We start from the raw sequence: 17,881 nt of genomic DNA, 5'->3' as shown, positions 1-17,881 counted from the left end.
GGTGAAGGCATGACAGGCGATGTGCCGACTTCACCAGTCCACGGCTCCAGGGAGTGGTGGCCGTTGCTACGGAACCTGCGGCGCCGTGGCCCCTGGTCGCTGTTGGTGGTGGTGCATGGCCACAGCGGTGGTGTGGTTCCTGCCGTGCTCGAGCAGGCGTTGGGCGCCTTGGCTGAGCAGCGGCCTGCGCCGGTGTGGGTGCAGCCGCTCACCGCTGATCCGGTGGCGCTGCCGCCTGGAGAGCGGCTGTTGGTGGTGCCGTTGCTGCTCACGCCCGGCAGCCATGCCCGCTTTGATCTTCCGGCCCTGCGGGCCCGGCTGCGCACGGCGGGCCATGAGGTGGTGCTGTTGCCGTTTCTGGGGGCTTGGCCTGCGTGGCTGGAGCACCTCCACCACCTGGTGGCTACGGCTGGCTCTGGTTCGGTGCTGCACCACCCCTTGCGCCCCGGCGTGGCTGATCGCTATCTGAGCGCTCTGTCGCAGCGTGTGGAGCGCCCATTGATCAGTGAGTGGACGGTGGACGGAGCTGGTGGCGGCCCGTTCCCCCTCGCGTTGGCCCCCAACCGGATCACCGCTCAGCTAGAGGATGCGGGCTTCGAAGCTCCGGCCTTGCTCGAGCGCCCTGCCACCCGAGACCTGGTGTTCACCCTGCTGCGCAACCTGCCATGACGGAGTCCAGCATCGGCAAGGTGTATCTGGTGGGCGCCGGTCCTGGCGATCCCGATCTGCTCACGATCAAGGCCCATCGGCTGCTGAGCAGCTGCGATGCCCTCGTGTACGACTCGCTCGTGCCGCGGGAGGTATTGGCGCTGGTGCCGGCCACGGCCGAGCAGCACTTTGTGGGCAAGCGGCGCGGCCACCATTCCGTGCCTCAGCCCAGCACCAACGCGGTGTTGGTGGAGCTGGCCGGCCGGCATCGCTGCGTGGTGCGGCTCAAGGGCGGCGATCCCTTTTTGTTTGGTCGGGGTGGAGAAGAAGCGGCCCACCTGGAGCGCCATGGGGTGGCGGTGGAGGTGGTGCCCGGGGTGACCGCCGGCATCGCCGCCCCCGCCTATGTGGGGATTCCTGTGACCCATCGCCGTGCCGGCAGCTCCGTCACCTTCGTGACCGGCCACGAGGAAATCGATAAAGCGCGCCCGAGTGTGGATTGGCGCGCGTTGGCGCGCAGCAGCGATGGCTTGGTGATCTACATGGGCCTGCACAACCTGCCCCACATCTGCGAGGAGTTGATCGCGGGAGGCCTCGCGCCCACCACCCCGGCTGCGGCGGTGCAGCAGGGCACGGTGCGCGGTCAGCGCTCGGTGATTGCCGATCTGGCCGGGTTGGCGGCTGCTGTGTCTGAGGCAGAGCTCGCTTCCCCCTCGATCGTGGTGATCGGTGAGGTGGTGAATCAGCGGGTGGAGAGTTGTGCGCCTGAGCCCGCTGCTGTGGAGATGCCGATCCCGCTCAAACAGGGTTGAGGGAAGCCTGAGGGCGCCGCAGCCCACGCCCGAGGTGGAGATGGCGTAAGCCCCAGCCCCGCGTCGGTTGGGCTGATGGCTGAGCTTGGATCCAGGCGTCGTCCTGGTCGGCTAGGGCCTGGCGATCGCTGCCGTCGAGACCGCAGTAGAGCAGGTGCAGGATGCGATCGGGATTGAGGTCGAGGTCGGCCACCTCTTGCCAAAGGCGATTGCTGCCTGCCGCGTCGGCGCGCACAAACTGCGCATCCATCAACTGACGCGTGAGCAGGAGGGCCAAGGCCTGTTGCTTGCGGGCCGTGAAGGCTGCGCTGGTCACGCCGGATCGCCAGCCTTGATGGGTGCAGCTGCTCGGGGGTGCCGTCATCGGAGCTCGGCCAGAGGTGTAACCAACGCTACTGATTGCAAAACCACCTGAATCACTGGTCTGTGGAAAGGTTGATTACGTAGTGCTGCGAACCATGAAGCGCTTGCGAGTGCGGTTCATTGACCAATCCCCTGGGCCGCCGCCTCTCCCTTCGCCATGGTTTCGCTCCCCCTCCAGCAAGACTCGCTTGAACGCGAAAGCCGATCCCATGAGCCCATTGCATCGGAACGAGCGCCGATGTTTGAGCTCATTCCTTATGAAAAGTTCCGCGATACCCCCGCGGTGCGTTTCTTCGACATCACCGTTGCCGAATCCAACGCCCGCGATCTGGTGATTCACTCCGGGCCGGCCGTTAGCCCCCCCGATGAGGAGAAAACAGGAGCCTGGCAGTTCTATCTGCACCCCCACCAAGAGGACAACCTCCTAGCCCTGCATGGAGGTCGCACCTTCTATCTGGTGAACTTCGGCTGGAATTACCCGTACCACATTGTTCGCCTGGAGACGGGTGGCGACATCCTGCGCATCCCGCCCGGCACCTTCCACCGTTCTGTGTCGGATCCCGATGGCTCAGTGGTGCTCAACCAGGCTGTGCGCGAGGAAGGCGCCAGCGTGGTGCGCGAATTTCGGGTGTACAACAGCCGCGTGATTCCACGGCTGTTTGCCACCACCTTCAAGACCGCTCCGCTGCCCAAGCTGCACGGTGTGAGCTGGTAAGGCTCCGCCTCAGGCCTGCTCGCGGCGGCGGGGCAGGGGCACAACATCGCGCTGGTTAAAGCGCTCACACACGGCGTAGGCAGCGGGCAGGTTGGCGACCCGCTGCCAGGCGCCATCCACTTCAGCGTGGTTCACCACATAGCCGCCAGCCCCATCGCGGGCAATGCGGCAGCCATCGCCTGTGAGACCGACAAGGTGCAGTGGCCCGCCCATGGATCTGCTCCGTACTGATCTGTTTCTACGTCTGCAGCAGCTGGCCTGGCATGTGTGTTTTTGCCCACGCAATCAATCTTGAGGCTTGGGAAAAAAAGCTGAAAACAGCACCGGATTCCCTTTCGATTTCAGTGGCTTCAGAGGCGTAGATCCACTGTGCTGCAGTGCTCCCCGGCGCCGCGGAGGGGCGTAGCGCTGCCGTGAGCTAGTGGTGCGGGCGTTTTGGCCATAGCGGTGCCTTCGGTGAGGAGCTCAAAACCGCTGGACTCATCCCGCAGTCGCCAGTGCGCCACCGGTTCGCCGCTGTCTGCCGCGAGCACATCCAGCTGCAGGGGCACATCCACCGGCAGGCACGGGTGCAGGCAGGGGAACAGGGCCTCCTGGCGGAAGCGCACCGCGATGGGTTGCTCTGGGTCGCGGGGCCAGACCAGGGGGCGCCCTTGGATGGCCAGCGTGTAGCTGCGGCGGAAGCTGGGGTTCGCGATCAGCTCGAAGCGCCGCAGGGAGCTGTCCACAAAGCGGCTGGTGCTGCCGCCCTCCACCGGTGTGTCGCACAGCAGCGGCCACGGTTCGAGCGCCTGGCGGATGCAGAGCTCCGCCTCTCCGGCTTGCCACTGCAGCAAGGCTGGGAAGCGCCACTGCCAGATGGCTCGCAATGGTTCTGGATCCAGCGGCAGCCCATAGGCGGCCAGGTCGGCCAGTACCTGCTCCAGATCCGCCCAGAGGGCGCTGGGCAGCATCGCTCGATCATGCAAGTCGTCGCCCCAGGTGCGCAGCCCCTTGGGCCGGTGCTCGGGGTTGAGCTGCCGCACCGCCAGCGCCCGAAACAACAGGGCCACGGCGTTGGTCCAGCGGTGATCCGGCAGGGATTCCAGAGCGCGGAATTCCAGGAGTCCTTGGCAGCCGGCGGTCCAGGCGGGGTTCCAGAACTTGTCGAGGCTGATCTCGCTGCGATGGGTGTTGCCGCTGCGGTCGGCATGCAGGTGGCGCAGGGTTTCGCCGATGGCCACGCGTTGGTCACCCGGTGGCAGTTGCTCGAGGGCCCGGTGGGCCAGCTCCAGATCCAGCCGGCTGGCGCTGCCCTCATCGGGCCGCGGTGCCTGGGAGGCGGGGCCCACGCTGCGGCCGCTGAACAGATATGCCAGGCAGGGGTGGTGCTGCCAGTAGCGCAGCAGCCCCACCAGCCAGGCTGGGCGATGGAAGAACGGGTGTGCCTCCAGGCTGGGGCCGCCCAGCAGCAGGTGATTTCCGCCGCCGGTGCCTTCCGTGCGTGAACCCTGTTGCTTCCAGCTGCGTAAGCCCACTGCCGCGCCGGCCTCGTCCAGAAGCTGGATCCAGCCGGCGTAGTCATGCCAGGTGTGGCACACCGGCAGATTCACCTCGAGCACCCCGGGATCGGCGGTGAGGCCCAGCACCTGCCAGTGGGCGTAGGCATCCCAGGGCAGCACCCCGCTCAGCTCCGGCTCCTTCCAGCCGGGGCTGTGGGCAGCGAGCCGTTGCAGCAACACCTCCAGGGGCTCTCGCTCCAGGGGCGGCAGAAACAAGGCCCAGCCATGGGGATCACGCTCGAGGGTGAGCACCTGGCGCAGTTCGCCGCTGGGGAAGTGTTGGAGCGGCAGGCGCAGGCCGGCGGGGCCAGGCGCTCCGCTCAGCTCGCGCAGCTCTTCCTGCAGCGGCCAGTCCACCGAACGCCACTGCCCCTCCGTGCAGCTGAGCGGAATTGCCCAGACCTGCCGGTCGTGTTGGAGCGGATCCCGCAGGGGCAGCGCCTGCAGGGTGCAGCTCAGATCGCGGCCCACGGACTCGATCAGGCTGTGCAGCTCGGCGGGGCTGGGGATGTAGTCGCCTGAGGGGGTGATCGGCACCAGCGGTTCGCCGTTCTGGCCAGTGATCAGCCGCAGCGCCCAGCGCGGGTTCACTTCGCCGTCGTACTGCTTGCCGGGGCAATAGAGCAGGGTGCTGCCAGGCCAGGCGCGGCGCTGCAATTCAGCGGCTAACTGGCGTGCATAGCGGAGCTTGGTGGGGCCATCGGCGGCCACGCTCCACTCAGCCCCCTGGGGCTCGATCGGCACCAGCGTGGGCTCGCCGCCCATCGTGAGCTGGATACCGGCTTGCTGGAGCCGCGCTTCAACGGCGCTTGCGGTGGCGGCGTTCGACTCGGGGACGTGGTTGACGGCGTTCACGGCCAGCGGTGGCTGGCCCTGTCATCGCGCGGCCGCGCTGATCCAGCAGCACCAACGGCTACCGCAGTGCGGAACTGAGGATCTCAGCGCTGATGTCCCACTCCAGGTCGCTCTCCACCCCAGGCGGGCCGGAGAAGGTGCCGCTCACCGCTGCGGTGAGATCGGAACGCGAGGAGGTGGCCACCGGGATGTAGCGGTCATCGCATGCCCCCTTGCCGCTGGGGTCAAAACCCCGCCAACCGGCACCCTGCAGATAGACCTCCGCCCAGGCGTGCAGGTCGTAGCGCTCGGGCTTGGGCTCCACCAGGTGGTAGCCGCTCACGAAGCGGGCCGGCAGCCCCACGCTGCGGCAACACTCGATCATCAGCATCGCCAGGTCGCGGCAGGAGCCCACCCGTTCCTTCAGGGTGCGGCCGGCGGGCCAGGCGGGGCCCACGTGCCGCTGGGTGTATTTCACCCGGTCCTGGATCACCTCGATCAGTTGCTGCAGGAAGTTGAGGCTGCGACCATCGCTCCCCATCAGTGCTTCTTGGGCCACGTCCACGGCGGCGCCGTCGTGCTGGCCGTTGGGGAGCCAGCCCTGCAGGTTGCTGAGCAGGTCGGGGTTGAGCCGGCCGATTTGCACCGGCAGCTGGGCCATCTGTTCATCCAGGCAGGCCTCCAGCAAGGGCGGGCTGAAGGTTTCCACCTCACTGGTGGCGATCACGGTGAGGTGATCGGCTTCACCGAGAAAGCGGGCACGGGTGATGGTGTCACCACCGGCGGCCATCAGCTCATAGAGCTGGCTTGGATCGGGGGAGATCTCCAGGCGGTAGTCGATCAGCCGCTGAAACCCGTGGGGCCGTGGGCGCAGGCAGAAGCGATGCGGCCCCAGCAACACCGGTTTGGTGTAGCGGTAGTCGAACCGGTGGATCAGGCGGGCGCGCATGCCAGGTCGTGACTGGTGGCGGAGACAGAAACGGAGGCCTGCGCCGGTGGAATGGCGGCGGCTTCATCGGCGGTGGCCAGGCTCGGCAACACGAAGTAGCGAGCGTGGATCAGCTCATGCAGGTTATTGAGATCCTGCTGGAGAGCGTCGATGGATTCATGCAGTCCGCCGGTCACGAGTTCGTCGATGCCGGTGTAGCTCCAGCGGGCGCGGGTGAGTCCGCTCAGGCACTCGAGGGGATCTGGCTTGCCCGCGGCGGCGCCGGCCGCCACCACCTGGAGGGTTTCATCGATCCGCTCCAGGCAGTAGCGCACCGAGCGCGGGAAGTTGCGGTCGAGCAGCAGGAAGGCCGCCACCGCCCGTGGTGTGATCACTCCCTGCTGCGACTGGCGGAACATCTGGTAAGCCCCGGCTGAGCGCAACAGGGAAATCCACTGCAGTTCATCCAGCACGCCGCCCACCTCTTCCGGGCTGGGCAGCAGCAGGAAGTACTTCACATCGAGGATGCGCGTGGTCTTATCAGCGCGTTCGATCAGCCGGCCCAGGCGACTGAATTGCCAGGACAGATCACGGCTCAAGGTGGCGTCGGTGATCCCGTAGAAGAGCTGGCAGCCGCGGCGGATTTCGCGCAGCTGCTCCTGGGGTGGTTGATGCCAGAAGCTGTCGCTCTCGAGCAGGGTCCAATACAGATCGTTGATCTGCTCCCACATCTCGGTGGTGATCACATCGCGGATCTGGCGGGCGTTCTCCCGAGCCAGGGCAATGCAGTTCACGATGCTGCTGGGGTTGTCCTCAGCCTTCACCAGAAACTCCACCACCTGATCGGGGCCGCCGCCGCTGGGATACAGCTGATCAAACAGATCGCGGTCGCCGCTGGCATCGATCAGGGGCTGCCAGGGCTCGGCGCTGCCCGGGGGGCAGTCGAGCGCCATGGCTTCGCTCACCTCCACGAAGCGTGAGAGGTTTTCGGCGCGCTCCACATACCGGTTGATCCAGTAGAGCGAGTCGGCAACGCGGCTCAGCATGGGGCTTCCTCCACGATCCAGGTGTCCTTGCAGCCGCCGCCCTGCGACGAATTCACCACCAGCGAACCCCGCTTCAGGGCCACACGGGTGAGGCCACCAGGGGTGACCCAGGCGTCTTTACCGCGCAGCACATAGGGCCGCAGATCCACGTGGCAGGGATAGAGCTCGCCATCGCTGAGGGATGGCACGGTGGAGAGCTCGAGGGTGGGCTGGGCGATGAAATTGCGCGGGTTGGCGCGGATCTTGTCGGCGAAATCGAGAATCTCCGCTTCGCTGGCATGGGGACCGATCAACATCCCGTAGCCCCCGGCTTCCGACACCGCCTTCACCACCAGCTCCTTCAGGTGCGCCAGCACATAGGCCTGATCATCGGGCCGTGAACACAGATAGGTGGGCACGTTTTCGATGATCGGCTCCTCGCCGAGGTAGTAGCGGATCATCTCAGGCACGTAGGCGTAGATGAGCTTGTCGTCGGCGACGCCGGTGCCAGGCGCGTTGGCGATGGCGACGCGGCCCTGGGCATACACCTCCATCAAGCCCCGCACCCCGAGCATCGAATCGGAGCGGAACACCGCCGGATCGAGGAAGTCATCGTCGATGCGGCGGTAGATCACATCCACCGGCTCGAGGCCCTGGGTGGTGCGCATCCACACCCGCCCGTCCTGGCAGGCCAGATCGCGCCCCTCCACCAGGGAGATGCCCATTTGCTGGGCCAGGTAGCTGTGCTCGAAGTAAGCGCTGTTGAACACCCCCGGTGTGAGCAGCACCACCCGCGGCGCTTCGGTCCAGGGGGCCAGATCCCGCAGGGTCTGCAGCAGCTGGGATGGATAGCTGTCGATCGGCTGCACGGTGCGGCCGCTGAACAGGCTCGGGAACATGCGCTTCATCACGCGCCGGTTCTCGAGGAAGTAGGCCACGCCCGAGGGGCAGCGCAGGTTGTCTTCCAGCACGCGCCAGGTGCCTAGTCCATCGCGGATCAGATCGAGGCCGGAGATCTGACACCACTTGCCCAGCGGTGGCCGGAACCCGCGGAGTTGCGGCCGCCAGCCCTGGGAGGTCTCCACATCTTCACGAGGGATCACACCATCGCGAAGGATGGCCTGATCGCCATACACATCCGCCAGAAACAGATCGATCGCTTCGAGGCGTTGGATCAGGCCGCGCTGCAGCAGGTCCCAATCGCTGGAGCCAATCAGGCGGGGCAGTGGATCAAAGGGAAGGATGCGCTCGCCGCCGCGGTTGCCGGAATCGTTGAGACGGAAGGTGGCCCCCAGCCGCTTCAGCAGCATGCCGGCCGCGGCGTGGTTGCGGTTGAGCTGCTCCAGCCCCAGTGCGCCCAGGGAGGAAAGCAGCGGCTGCAGCGCACTGCGGGGTTCTTCGCTGGCGCTGAAATATTCGTCGTAGCCCTTGCTGGGCCGGTAGTCGGTGAACATCGCCGAGCCTGCGGTGGCGTGATCATGCAGAGCTGTCTGGCCCCTTCAGGTGGCAGTTGCTACGGAACGGCCGGGTTGGCGCTGCTGCGTGTGCCTGCCTAGGTTTTGGCTCATGGCGCACCCTGAGCAGCCCTTGGATCAGCCCCTCTGGGATCAGGTGGGCCAGCCGCTCAATCGCCGCCATGAACCCCGCATGGCGGTCGGCAGTGTGCTGCCGGTGCAATTGCGCTTCCTGCCCAACGGCCAGCCCCCCGGCGCCTGGATGACAGCCGACATCCTCGACATCAGCCACGGCGGCATGGCGCTGCTGGTGCCCTGCCTGGAGACGACACTTGTCGGCGAGCCGCTGCTGCTCGATGTGAGTCAGCATCCGGGGTTTGGTGCGGTGCGGCTACCGGCTGTGCTGCGTTGGAGCTGCCCAGCTGGCGAGCTGGGGCTGTTGCAGCTGATCGGCGTGCAGTTGGATCAGCCCCTGCCCCGGGTCCCCCCCCTGGTTCAGAGCAGGAAATAGCGCTGGGCCATCGGCAGCACGTCGGCCGGCTCGCAGGTGAGCAGTTCGCCGTCGGCGAACACCTCGTAGGTCTGCGGGTCCACCTCCACCTTGGGCAGGGCGGTGTTGTTTTTCATCGAGGCCTTGTTGATGCCGCCGCGGGTGTTCTGCACCGGCACGCAAAGCCGCTCCAGGCCGAGGCGGCGGGGCACGTCGTCGTCGAGGGCGGCCTGGCTCACGAAGGTGAGGCAGCTGGGGGCCAGCGCCTTGCCGAAGGCGGCGAACATCGGCCGGCCGTGCACCGGGCCCGGGGTGGGGATCGAGGCGTTGGCATCACCCATCTGCGCCCACACGATCGAGCCGCCCTTGATCACCATCTCGGGCTTCACCCCGAAGAACCCGGGCTTCCACAGCACCAGATCCGCCAGCTTGCCCACTTCCACCGAGCCCACCTGGTGATCGATGCCGTGCACGATCGCGGGGTTGATCGTCACCTTGGCGATGTAGCGCTTGAGGCGGGTGTTGTCGTTGCGCTCTGAGTCGCCCGGTAGGACGCCGCGCTGCACCTTCATCTTGTGGGCAGTCTGGAAGGTGCGCGTGATCACCTCACCCACCCGGCCCATGGCCTGCGAATCGCTGGCGATGAGCGAGAAGGCGCCGATGTCGTGAAGGATGTCTTCGGCGGCGATCGTTTCGCGGCGGATCCGCGATTCAGCGAAGGCCACGTCTTCCGGGATCCGCGGATCGAGGTGGTGGCACACCATCAGCATGTCGAGGTGTTCCTCGAGCGTGTTGCGGGTGTAGGGGCGCGTGGGGTTGGTGGAGCTGGGCAGCACGTTGGCTTCCCCGCAGATCCGGATGATGTCGGGTGCATGGCCGCCGCCGGCCCCTTCGGTGTGGAAGGTGTGGATCGTGCGGCCGCCGATGGCGCGGATCGTGTCTTCGACGAACCCGGCCTCGTTGAGGGTGTCGGAGTGGATCGCCACCTGGATGTCGAAGCGATCCGCCACCGACAGGCAGCAGTCGATCGCCGCAGGTGTGGTGCCCCAGTCTTCGTGGAGCTTGAGGGTGATAGCACCGGCGCGGATTTGCTCTTCGAGCGCTTCAGGGGTGCTGGCATTGCCCTTGCCGAAGAAGCCGAGGTTCATCGGCAGCCCTTCGGCGGCCTGCAGCATCCGCGCCATGTGGAAGGCGCCTGGGGTGCAGGTGGTGGCGTTGGAGCCGGTGGCTGGGCCGGTGCCGCCGCCGAGCATCGTGGTCACCCCGCTGGCTAGGGCCGTTTCCACCTGCTGGGGGCAGATGAAGTGGATGTGGGTGTCGATGGCACCGGCGGTGAGGATGTGGCCCTCGCCGGCGATCGCCTCGGTGCCTGGGCCCACCACGATGTCCACACCGGCTTGGGTTTCGGGGTTGCCCGCCTTGCCGATCGCCACGATGCGGCCGTCGCGCAGGCCGATGTCGGCCTTTACGATCCCCCACCAATCGAGGATCAGGGCGTTGGTGATCACCGTGTCCACCGCCCCGTCGGCGCGGGTGGTCTGGGCCTGACCCATCCCATCGCGGATCACCTTGCCTCCGCCGAACTTCACTTCATCGCCATAGACAGTGAAGTCCTTCTCCACCTCCAGGATCAGCTCGGTATCGGCGAGCCGTAGGCGATCGCCCGTGGTGGGGCCGTAGGTCTCGGCGTAGGCGCGGCGGGAGATGCGATAGGGCATGGGAGGTCAGTCGAGGGGGCCGTTCACCAGGCCGTTGAATCCGAAAATGCGCCGTTGGCCGGCGAAGGGAACCAGCTGCACCTCGCGGCTGTCGCCGGGCTCAAAGCGCACGGCTGTGCCGGCGGGGATATCGAGCCGTAGGCCCCGGGCGGCTTCACGGTTGAACTCCAGTGCGGCATTCACTTCAAAGAAGTGGAAATGCGATCCCACCTGCACCGGGCGATCACCGGTATTGGCCACCAGCAAGGTGGTGACGGGCCGGCCGGCGTTGAGTTCGAGCTCGCCGGGTTCGGGGATCAGTTCGCCGGGGATCAGTGGTGCCATGGGAAGGATGCGGCGTGGGTGGTCAGCGAATCGGGTCGTGGAGGGTCACGAGCTTGGTGCCATCGGGAAACACCGCTTCGATCTGCACCTCATGCACCAGCTCAGCAATGCCCTCCATCACTTGGTCGCGGCTGAGCCAGGTGGTGCCTTCCTGCATCAGCTCGGCCACGCTTTTGCCATCGCGGGCTCCTTCCAGCACTTGAAAACTGAGCCAGGCCACCGCCTCGGGGTGGTTGAGCTTGAGGCCGCGGTTGAGGCGCCGTTCCGCCAGCAGGGCCGCGGTCACGATCAGGAGCTTGTCCTTCTCCTGAGGGGATAAATGCATGGCGAAGGGCGGGCCTGAACGCTCAGTCCAGTCAAGACCAGCACTCTGATCGCTGCCCAGCGGGCTCTGTGTTCAGGCTGAACACTGGTGGAGTGGCTGCTCCTGAAACGGCCAAACCCGTGGCAGTTCCGGTGGGGCCAGTCCGCGTTGGGCGCGGATCAGCGCCCAGATCCGGCAGAACCAGAAGCGGGCCGCCTGGCTGGATGGTCCGCGGTAGCGCGCCACCAACCCTTGCTCCAGCGCGCCGCAGGCCATCGTTCCCTCCAGCCCGGTGCGGGCTGCGCGTACTTGTTCCAGTAAGGGTGCGGCGTCCAGGGGGGCTGGCGCGGCCCACACCAGGGAGCCGAAGACCGGTTGCCCGTCCATGCCGTGTGGCCCGTGCAGCGCTTCGCCATGGAGCTGCAGCCGATCCACGAGTTCCCAGCGCTCGGGCTGGCTGGGTGTGGCTTGGCGGCGAATGCTGGTGCTGGAGCGCCAGCAGCCCTCTCCCAACGTTTCATCCGCGGCGGTGCGTCCCAGCCGCACCACCTCCATCGCCAGAAAACTGGCGCCCGGGGCCAGGTCCACCTGCAGATGCTGTTGATAGAGGGCGTCGGCGTACAGCACCAGCTCCTGGGGCAGCCACTCCAGATCGCTGTTCGCCGCCTGTCGCACCGCCAGCTTCTGCTCAGCCCAGACGCCCTGGGGGTGGAGCCGGGAGCGGCGCACGCTGCCGTACACCTTCTGCGCCGCCACACTGGTGAGCAGCGCCCGGCTGCCCGCTTCGAGATCCAGCTGCAGCTGCAGCTGATCGCCGCCCACCAGGCCCCCGGCGGTGTGCAGCAGGGGCAGCTCGCAATGGCCGCTGCTCTGCGCTGTACTGCGCATCAGCTTGAGCGGAGCGGTGGCCCCCCCTTGAAACTGGGTGCGCCCATGGCGCTCCAGGAACTGCAGCCTGGCGGTGGCTTGCCAGCCGGTGGTTGAGGCGGAGAGGGTGCCGTTCATGGGCGCATGCTCCCGGCCGTTGCCGCGCCGCTTTGGTAGCGATGATCACATAGTGGCACTCCGGCGACCGCCAGGGTGCAGCCCGTTCCGCGATGCCCACTGCCGCGATGCCGCACGAAGCCGCCATCCTGTTGGTGGAGCGCTTGCCGGATCAGGCGCCCTGGCCGGCTGCCGAGCTTGTGTTGCAGCTCCCCCTGGCCGCGGATGAGCGCACCAGCCTGCGGGGGCATCGCCGCTCAGCCTGTGGATCCGATCTGTTGTTGCAATTGCCTCGCGGTGCGGCCCTGCGTCCCGGCGAGCGCCTGGCCAGTGCGGATGGGCAGATTCAGGTGCAGGTGGCTGCGGCGGCTGAGCCGGTGATGCAGGTGCGCAGCGCCGATCCCCTCGCGTTGCTCCAGGCGGCTTATCACCTCGGCAATCGCCATGTGGCGATGGAGCTGCATGCCGATCGCTTGGTGCTCCTGCAAGACAGCGTGTTGGCCGATCTGCTGCGCCAGCGGGGGTTGGCGGTGGAGTTCGCTCAGCTGCCGTTCCAACCGGAGGCCGGTGCCTACGAAGGCCTGGGCCATCACCATCACGGCCACAGTCATCCGTGAGCACTGCTGCCGCCCGGCTGAGGTTGTTCCAGCTGGTGAGCCCGGCCCTGCCCGTAGGCGCTTTCAGCTACTCCGAAGGGATGGAGGTGCTGGTGCAGCGGGGCCAGCTGGCTGGGGCGGAGGCGCTCGAGGCGTGGCTGCGGGCTGAACTGCAGCGGGGGGCCGTGGCCGTGGAAGCGGCGGCCCTGGGGGAGCTTCAGGCCGAGCTGCGCGCATGGCGCCAAGGCGATGGCGGCTTGCCTGCAGTGGTGGCGCTCGATGGTTGGCTGTTGGCGCAACGGGAAGCGCCTGAGCTCCGGGCCCAGCAGCGCCAGATGGGGCAGTCGCTGCTGCAGTTGCTGGCGGATCTGGGCTTGCCGCTGCCGGCCGCGGCGGCGGGGATGGCCTGGCCGGCGGCATTCGCCTGGGCCGCTCTGTGCCTGGAGATCGCCTCTCCCGAATTGGAGGAGGCCTATCTCTATGGATGGGTGGCCAATCAGATCAGTGCAGCCGTGCGCCTGGTGCCGCTCGGACCAACCCAGGGCCAGCGTTTGCAGCTGGCTCTTGCCGGCTGCATCGCCGAGCGAGCCGAGGCCTTGCGCTGCTCGGATCCACGGGAGCTGTGGAATGGCGGCATCGGCGCAGGCTTGGCCCAGCTGCAGCATGCCGAGCTCTATTCCCGCCTGTTCCGCAGCTGATCGGAACTGAGTTGGCGCTGTTGCCCCGCCTCGATGCCAGCGCCACAGTGCGGATGAAGTTGCGATGGCTACATGACGCTGCCGCGCCGCCGCGTGTTGGTTCTCGGCGGGGCGGGTCTGGCCGGATCGTTGTTGCTCAAGGCTTGTGGTGTGGGCCAGCGCAGCACTGGCCCTAGGCCGCTGATCGGGGTGCTGCAGATGGTGGATGCCCAGCCCCCCAACCTCACCCGCCTCGGGTTTGAACAGGCTCTGGCCGCGGCGGGATACCGCGAGGGCGAAACGATGAGTGTTCTGCGGCGCGACGCGGCTGGTCAGCCGGCCAACACCACCGTGGTGATGCAGCAGTTTCTGCGCGACCAGGTGGATTTGGTGCTGGCGGTGGGCACCCCACCGCTGCAAGCCGCGATGCAGGTGATGCCGGCCACCACGCCAGTGGTGTTCTGTTACTGCTCCAATCCCTGGGGCGCTGGTGCCGGTACGCCACCCGGTGGCGTGGGCCAGCACCGCCCCAACGTGGTGGGCACGGTGGGCACGAACCCGGTGGGCAAGGAGCTGGATCTGGCACGGGAGATCAACCCGCAGCTCAAGCAGGTGGGATTGATTTTCAATCCCGCTGAATCCAATTCCAGCTTTGAAGCGGCCCTGATGCGCAAGGAGGCCGCGCGGCGCGCCATCACCGTGTTGGAGCAGCCGGTTGGGAATGCCGGCGAGGTGCCAAAGGCGGCCAAGGCGCTGGTGGAGCAGCAGGTGGAGGCGTTCGTGAAGATCGGCGATTACGCCACGATTGAGGCCTTCGCCGCCATCTGCAAGGTGGGCCTTGAGCACCGCATTCCGGTGTACTCCGTGGATCCACCCGATATCCAGCTGCCGGGTTGTCTGGCGGTGATTGGCTGGAATTACCGCGACGACGGCATGGCGGCGGGCCGGCTCGCCGTGCGCGTGTTGCAGGGCGAATCGCCGGCGCAGATGGCCTTTCAACCGCTCACCAGCACCGATCTGTTGGTGAGCCTGGCCACCGCCCAGGCGATTGGCGTCACCGTGCCGGAGGATTTGCTGCAACGAGCTGATCGGGTGGTGCGCTGATGACAGCCAGTCGTTTGCGGGTCGGAGTGGCTGGTCCGGTGGGGTCGGGCAAAACCGCTCTGGTGGAGGCGCTCTGTCGCCGGCTGCGGGATCGATTGCAGCTGGCGGTGGTCACCAACGACATCTATACCCAGGAAGACGCTCAGTTCCTCACCCGTGCCGGGGCGCTGGAGCCGGGGAGAATTCGCGGCGTGGAAACCGGGGGCTGTCCCCACACCGCCATCCGTGAGGACTGCTCGATCAATCGTGCGGCGGTGGCCGATCTGGAGGCGGCCTATCCCGGCTTGGATTTGGTGCTGGTGGAGAGCGGTGGCGACAACCTGGCCGCCAGCTTCAGCCCGGAGCTGGTGGATCTCTGCATCTATGTGATTGATGTGGCCGCCGGCGACAAGATCCCCCGTAAGGGCGGGCCTGGCATCACCCGCTCTGATCTGTTGGTGATCAACAAGATCGATCTGGCGCCGATGGTGGGCGCCAGCCTGGAGGTGATGGAGCGCGACACCGAACGGATGCGGCCCGGGCGTCCCTGGTGTTTCACCAACCTCCACTCGGGTGAAGGGCTCGAACAGGTGGAAGCGTTTGTGCTGCAGCAACTCCCCAGCTGAAGCTCTGTTCGTAGCAACGGACACAGACGCAATCGTTCCTTAACCCGCTCGAGATCCCTTGTGAGGCCTTGAGTCTCATCGGTTTGCCAAACCGTGCGATCGGATACCAAAGGCGGACTGCTCACGCCGATACGTTCCGCTCACCGCTGACTGGCGGCAGCTCTTTTGTGACTTTCCTTACATGACCTCCCCTTCGATGCGAAAGACTTCGCTGCGTCTGCTGGGCGGTGCCACGGCTCTGGCCACCTCTCTCACCCTGGTGGCTTGTGGTGGCGGTGATCAGGCCGGTGGTGAGTTCGACGGTGAAGTGAAGGTGGGCATCCTTCACAGCCGTTCCGGCACCATGGCCATCTCCGAAAACACGGTGGCCGAAGCCGAGCTGATGGCGATCGATGAGATCAACGCTAAAGGCGGCATCACCATCGACGGCAAGAAGCTGAAGATCGTTCCCGTTGAAGAGGACGGCGCTTCGGATTGGCCCACCTTCGCGGAGAAGGCCACCAAGCTGATCGATCAAGACAAGGTTGCTGTTGTCTTTGGCGGTTGGACCTCCGCTAGCCGCAAGGCGATGCTGCCGGTCTTCGAGGCCAAGGATCACTTCCTCTTCTACCCGATTCAGTACGAAGGTCAGGAGTGCTCCAAGAACATCTTCTACAGCGGTGCTGCTCCCAACCAGCAGGCTGAGCCTGCGGTGGATTGGCTGCTGCAGAACAAGGGCAAGGAATTCTTCCTCGTTGGTTCGGACTACGTGTATCCACGTACCGCCAACACCATCATGAAGGAGCAGCTCAAGGCCAATGGTGGCAAGGTGGTGGGTGAGGACTACCTGCCCCTGGGTAACACCGAAGTGGCGCCGATCATCGCCAAGATCAAGCAGGCGATGCCCAAGGGTGGTGTGATCGTGAACACCCTCAACGGCGACAGCAACGTGGCCTTCTTCAAGCAGATGAAGGCTGCCGGTATCACCCCGGCCAACGGCTACTCGATCATGAGCTTCTCGATCGCCGAAGAGGAGATCGCTGCCATCGGTCCTGAGTACCTCGAAGGTACCTACGCCGCCTGGAACTTCTTCCAGAGCCTCGATACGCCTGCCTCCAAGGAGTTCACCAAGAACTTCAAGGCCAAGTACGGCGACCAGCGCGTCACCAACGACCCCGCTGAAGCCGCCTACATGATGGTGTATTTGTGGGCTGCTGCCGCTGAGAAGGCCAACAGCGTCGACGACAACAAGGTGCGTGAAGCCCTGATCGGCGTGAGCTTCGATGCTCCCGAAGGCAAGGTGACCGTGCAGCCCAACCACCACGTTGAGAAGCTTGTGCTGATCGGCGAGGTGCAGAAGGACGGCATGTTCAAGATCCTTGAGAACAAAGGCTTCGTGAAGCCTGTGGCCTGGAACCAGTACGTGCCCGAAACCAAGGGTTACACCTGCGATTGGACCCAGGATCGCCCTGACGCTGGCAAGTACAAGATGTGATCGAAGGGGCGTCGCCTGCCGGCTTCGCCTTCCGCATCGACTGAGGGATTGGGGGAGAGCAATCTCCCCCTTTTTTCTTCCTCTTCTTTCGCTTTTCCCTTTGCCTGAGCCCCCTGCTGGTCGCGATGGATCTTCTCTACGACACACTCTTCAACGGCCTGGCCATCGGCTCGGTTCTGGTGCTTGCAGCACTGGGACTGGCTGTGGTGTTTGGCTTGATGGGTGTCATCAACATGGCCCACGGCGAGTTGATGATGCTCGGTGCCTACACCACCTTCGTGGTGCAGAACATCTTCAAGGCGGTGCTGCCCGACGCCTTGTTCCCGATCTACATCCTGGTGGCTTTGCCCCTGGCCTTTTTGGTGAGTGGTCTGGCGGGCTTGCTGCTGGAGAAAACGGTGATTCGACGGCTTTACGGCCGTCCGCTGGAAACGCTGTTGGCGACCTGGGGGGTGAGTCTGATCCTGCAGCAGTTTGTGCGTTCGGTGTCGAGCGCCTTTGCGATTGGCCTGGTGGTGGCTGTTGTGGCTGGCCTGATGGTGCCCCGCTTCACGCCGAAAGCTTGGTGGCAGCAACGCTGGACCCCCTTATTGGGGACAGGTAGCTGGGTGGTGACCGCCCTGGTGGGCGTGGTACTTGCTTCCTTGCTGGGTGAGCAGCGGGTGTTCGATCAGCCCTGGTTCAGCGCCCGCAACATTGATGTCACCGCTCCGGTATGGCTGCGCGGTTCGATTGATGTGGGTGCCGTGAATATGCCGGCTGCCCGTTTGTTCATCATCGTTCTCACGGTTGTGGCTCTGGTGCTGGTGAACTGGTTCCTGCAGAAGAGTGTTTGGGGGATGCGCATTCGTGCGGTCACGCAAAACCGCACCATGAGTGATTGCCTGGGTATTCCCACGGAAAAGGTGGATGCGCTGACGTTCTTGATCGGCTCCGGCCTCGCTGGTGTGGCTGGTGTCGCCGTCACGCTGCTGGGTTCGGTGGGCCCGAACCTCGGCGGGAACTACATCGTGGACTGCTTCATGGTGGTGGTGCTTGGCGGCGTGGGCAAGCTAGCGGGCACCGTGTTGGCCGCGTTGGGCATTGGTGTGATCAGTTATGTGGTGGGTTCCGGTTCACTGCTTTTGGTGTGGCCTGGTATGCCCGAGGGGCTCAACACCGTGATCACCTTTTTCGCCACCACGTCGATGGCAAAAGTGCTGGTGTTCGCCTTGATTGTGGTGTTCCTGCAGATCAGACCGGCTGGTTTGTTCCCGCAGAAAGGCCGCATGGTGGAGGCCTGATC

20 protein-coding genes are annotated in these 17,881 nt (G+C 65.6%); 10 read left to right on the top strand and 10 right to left on the bottom strand.

The window, feature by feature from the left end; all coding sequences use genetic code 11:
• The first annotated feature begins 9 nt into the window (after window positions 1–9).
• On the top strand, window positions 10–669 hold the full coding sequence (locus tag CB0101_RS07945; protein ID WP_071778104.1) for a CbiX/SirB N-terminal domain-containing protein: 660 nt from the start codon (window positions 10–12) through the stop codon (window positions 667–669).
• Complete coding sequence (cobA, locus tag CB0101_RS07940; RefSeq protein WP_010305949.1) at window positions 666–1,460, top strand: uroporphyrinogen-III C-methyltransferase; 795 nt, start codon at window positions 666–668, stop codon at window positions 1,458–1,460. Before CB0101_RS07945 ends, cobA begins: the two co-directional genes overlap by 4 nt.
• On the opposite strand, the gene CB0101_RS07935 is transcribed toward cobA, so the two are convergent.
• On the bottom strand, window positions 1,447–1,824 hold the full coding sequence (locus CB0101_RS07935; protein ID WP_010305944.1) for a hypothetical protein: 378 nt from the start codon (window positions 1,822–1,824) through the stop codon (window positions 1,447–1,449). The genes cobA and CB0101_RS07935 overlap by 14 nt on opposite strands.
• A gap of 237 nt (window positions 1,825–2,061) precedes the next feature.
• Between CB0101_RS07935 and CB0101_RS07930 the strand changes: the two genes are divergently transcribed.
• Window positions 2,062–2,538, top strand: coding sequence for a hypothetical protein (locus tag CB0101_RS07930; RefSeq protein WP_010305940.1), 477 nt, complete (start codon window positions 2,062–2,064; stop codon window positions 2,536–2,538).
• Window positions 2,539–2,547: 9 nt separating this feature from the next.
• Here CB0101_RS07930 and CB0101_RS07925 read toward each other — a convergent pair whose 3' ends face one another.
• From CB0101_RS07925 to CB0101_RS07905, 5 genes are all read right to left on the bottom strand, one after another.
• Complete coding sequence (locus CB0101_RS07925) at window positions 2,548–2,751, bottom strand: hypothetical protein (protein WP_010305938.1); 204 nt, start codon at window positions 2,749–2,751, stop codon at window positions 2,548–2,550.
• A gap of 137 nt (window positions 2,752–2,888) precedes the next feature.
• Window positions 2,889–4,934: a transglutaminase family protein gene (locus CB0101_RS07920; protein WP_246833724.1), complete on the bottom strand. Its 2,046-nt coding sequence runs from the start codon at window positions 4,932–4,934 to the stop codon at window positions 2,889–2,891.
• 58 nt (window positions 4,935–4,992) lie between these two features.
• Window positions 4,993–5,862 carry a transglutaminase family protein gene (locus CB0101_RS07915; protein WP_010305931.1) on the bottom strand — a complete coding sequence of 290 codons (870 nt, stop codon included), beginning with the start codon at window positions 5,860–5,862 and terminating at the stop codon, window positions 4,993–4,995.
• Window positions 5,847–6,887, bottom strand: coding sequence for an alpha-E domain-containing protein (locus CB0101_RS07910; RefSeq protein ID WP_010305926.1), 1,041 nt, complete (start codon window positions 6,885–6,887; stop codon window positions 5,847–5,849). Before CB0101_RS07910 ends, CB0101_RS07915 begins: the two co-directional genes overlap by 16 nt.
• Window positions 6,881–8,320 carry a circularly permuted type 2 ATP-grasp protein gene (locus tag CB0101_RS07905; RefSeq protein ID WP_010305923.1) on the bottom strand — a complete coding sequence of 480 codons (1,440 nt, stop codon included), beginning with the start codon at window positions 8,318–8,320 and terminating at the stop codon, window positions 6,881–6,883. Before CB0101_RS07905 ends, CB0101_RS07910 begins: the two co-directional genes overlap by 7 nt.
• A gap of 133 nt (window positions 8,321–8,453) precedes the next feature.
• Between CB0101_RS07905 and CB0101_RS07900 the strand changes: the two genes are divergently transcribed.
• Window positions 8,454–8,831: a PilZ domain-containing protein gene (locus CB0101_RS07900; RefSeq protein WP_168187964.1), complete on the top strand. Its 378-nt coding sequence runs from the start codon at window positions 8,454–8,456 to the stop codon at window positions 8,829–8,831.
• Here the strand turns inward: CB0101_RS07900 and ureC are convergent.
• The 4 genes from ureC to CB0101_RS07880 all read right to left on the bottom strand — a co-directional run bounded on the left by ureC (window position 8,816) and on the right by CB0101_RS07880 (window position 12,161).
• Window positions 8,816–10,528 carry an urease subunit alpha gene (gene ureC, locus CB0101_RS07895; RefSeq protein WP_010305917.1) on the bottom strand — a complete coding sequence of 571 codons (1,713 nt, stop codon included), beginning with the start codon at window positions 10,526–10,528 and terminating at the stop codon, window positions 8,816–8,818. The genes CB0101_RS07900 and ureC overlap by 16 nt on opposite strands.
• A 6-nt stretch (window positions 10,529–10,534) precedes the next feature.
• Window positions 10,535–10,852: an urease subunit beta gene (locus CB0101_RS07890; protein ID WP_010305911.1), complete on the bottom strand. Its 318-nt coding sequence runs from the start codon at window positions 10,850–10,852 to the stop codon at window positions 10,535–10,537.
• Window positions 10,853–10,874: 22 nt separating this feature from the next.
• The gene (locus CB0101_RS07885; protein WP_010305904.1) at window positions 10,875–11,177 is read right to left on the bottom strand and encodes an urease subunit gamma; all 303 of its coding nucleotides are present in this window, start codon (window positions 11,175–11,177) and stop codon (window positions 10,875–10,877) included.
• Window positions 11,178–11,249: 72 nt separating this feature from the next.
• Window positions 11,250–12,161: an urease accessory protein UreD gene (locus CB0101_RS07880; RefSeq protein WP_010305901.1), complete on the bottom strand. Its 912-nt coding sequence runs from the start codon at window positions 12,159–12,161 to the stop codon at window positions 11,250–11,252.
• Between the two features lie 92 nt (window positions 12,162–12,253).
• On the opposite strand from CB0101_RS07880, the gene ureE reads away from it, so the two are divergent.
• The 6 genes from ureE (at window position 12,254) to urtB (ending at window position 17,879) form a co-directional block, all read left to right on the top strand.
• A complete protein-coding gene (gene ureE / locus CB0101_RS07875; protein ID WP_010305896.1) occupies window positions 12,254–12,757 on the top strand; it encodes an urease accessory protein UreE in 504 nt (167 codons plus the stop codon).
• A gap of 23 nt (window positions 12,758–12,780) precedes the next feature.
• Entirely contained in the window at window positions 12,781–13,434 is a 654-nt protein-coding gene (locus CB0101_RS07870; RefSeq protein ID WP_010305890.1) for an urease accessory UreF family protein, read from the top strand.
• A 72-nt stretch (window positions 13,435–13,506) separates the two neighbouring features.
• On the top strand, window positions 13,507–14,517 hold the full coding sequence (locus CB0101_RS07865; RefSeq protein ID WP_010305885.1) for an ABC transporter substrate-binding protein: 1,011 nt from the start codon (window positions 13,507–13,509) through the stop codon (window positions 14,515–14,517).
• Window positions 14,517–15,122, top strand: coding sequence for an urease accessory protein UreG (ureG, locus tag CB0101_RS07860; protein WP_010305881.1), 606 nt, complete (start codon window positions 14,517–14,519; stop codon window positions 15,120–15,122). Before CB0101_RS07865 ends, ureG begins: the two co-directional genes overlap by 1 nt.
• Before the next feature lie 181 nt (window positions 15,123–15,303).
• Entirely contained in the window at window positions 15,304–16,596 is a 1,293-nt protein-coding gene (gene urtA, locus CB0101_RS07855) for an urea ABC transporter substrate-binding protein (RefSeq protein WP_371413556.1), read from the top strand.
• Window positions 16,597–16,721: 125 nt separating this feature from the next.
• Entirely contained in the window at window positions 16,722–17,879 is a 1,158-nt protein-coding gene (gene urtB / locus CB0101_RS07850; RefSeq protein WP_010305872.1) for an urea ABC transporter permease subunit UrtB, read from the top strand.
• Window positions 17,880–17,881 lie beyond the last annotated feature (2 nt).

Source organism: Synechococcus sp. CB0101 (assembly GCF_000179235.2).
Lineage (GTDB): Bacteria > Cyanobacteriota > Cyanobacteriia > PCC-6307 > Cyanobiaceae > Vulcanococcus.
The sequence above is the reverse complement of the archived record's forward strand: the minus strand, read 5'-3'. Positions and strand labels throughout refer to the sequence as shown.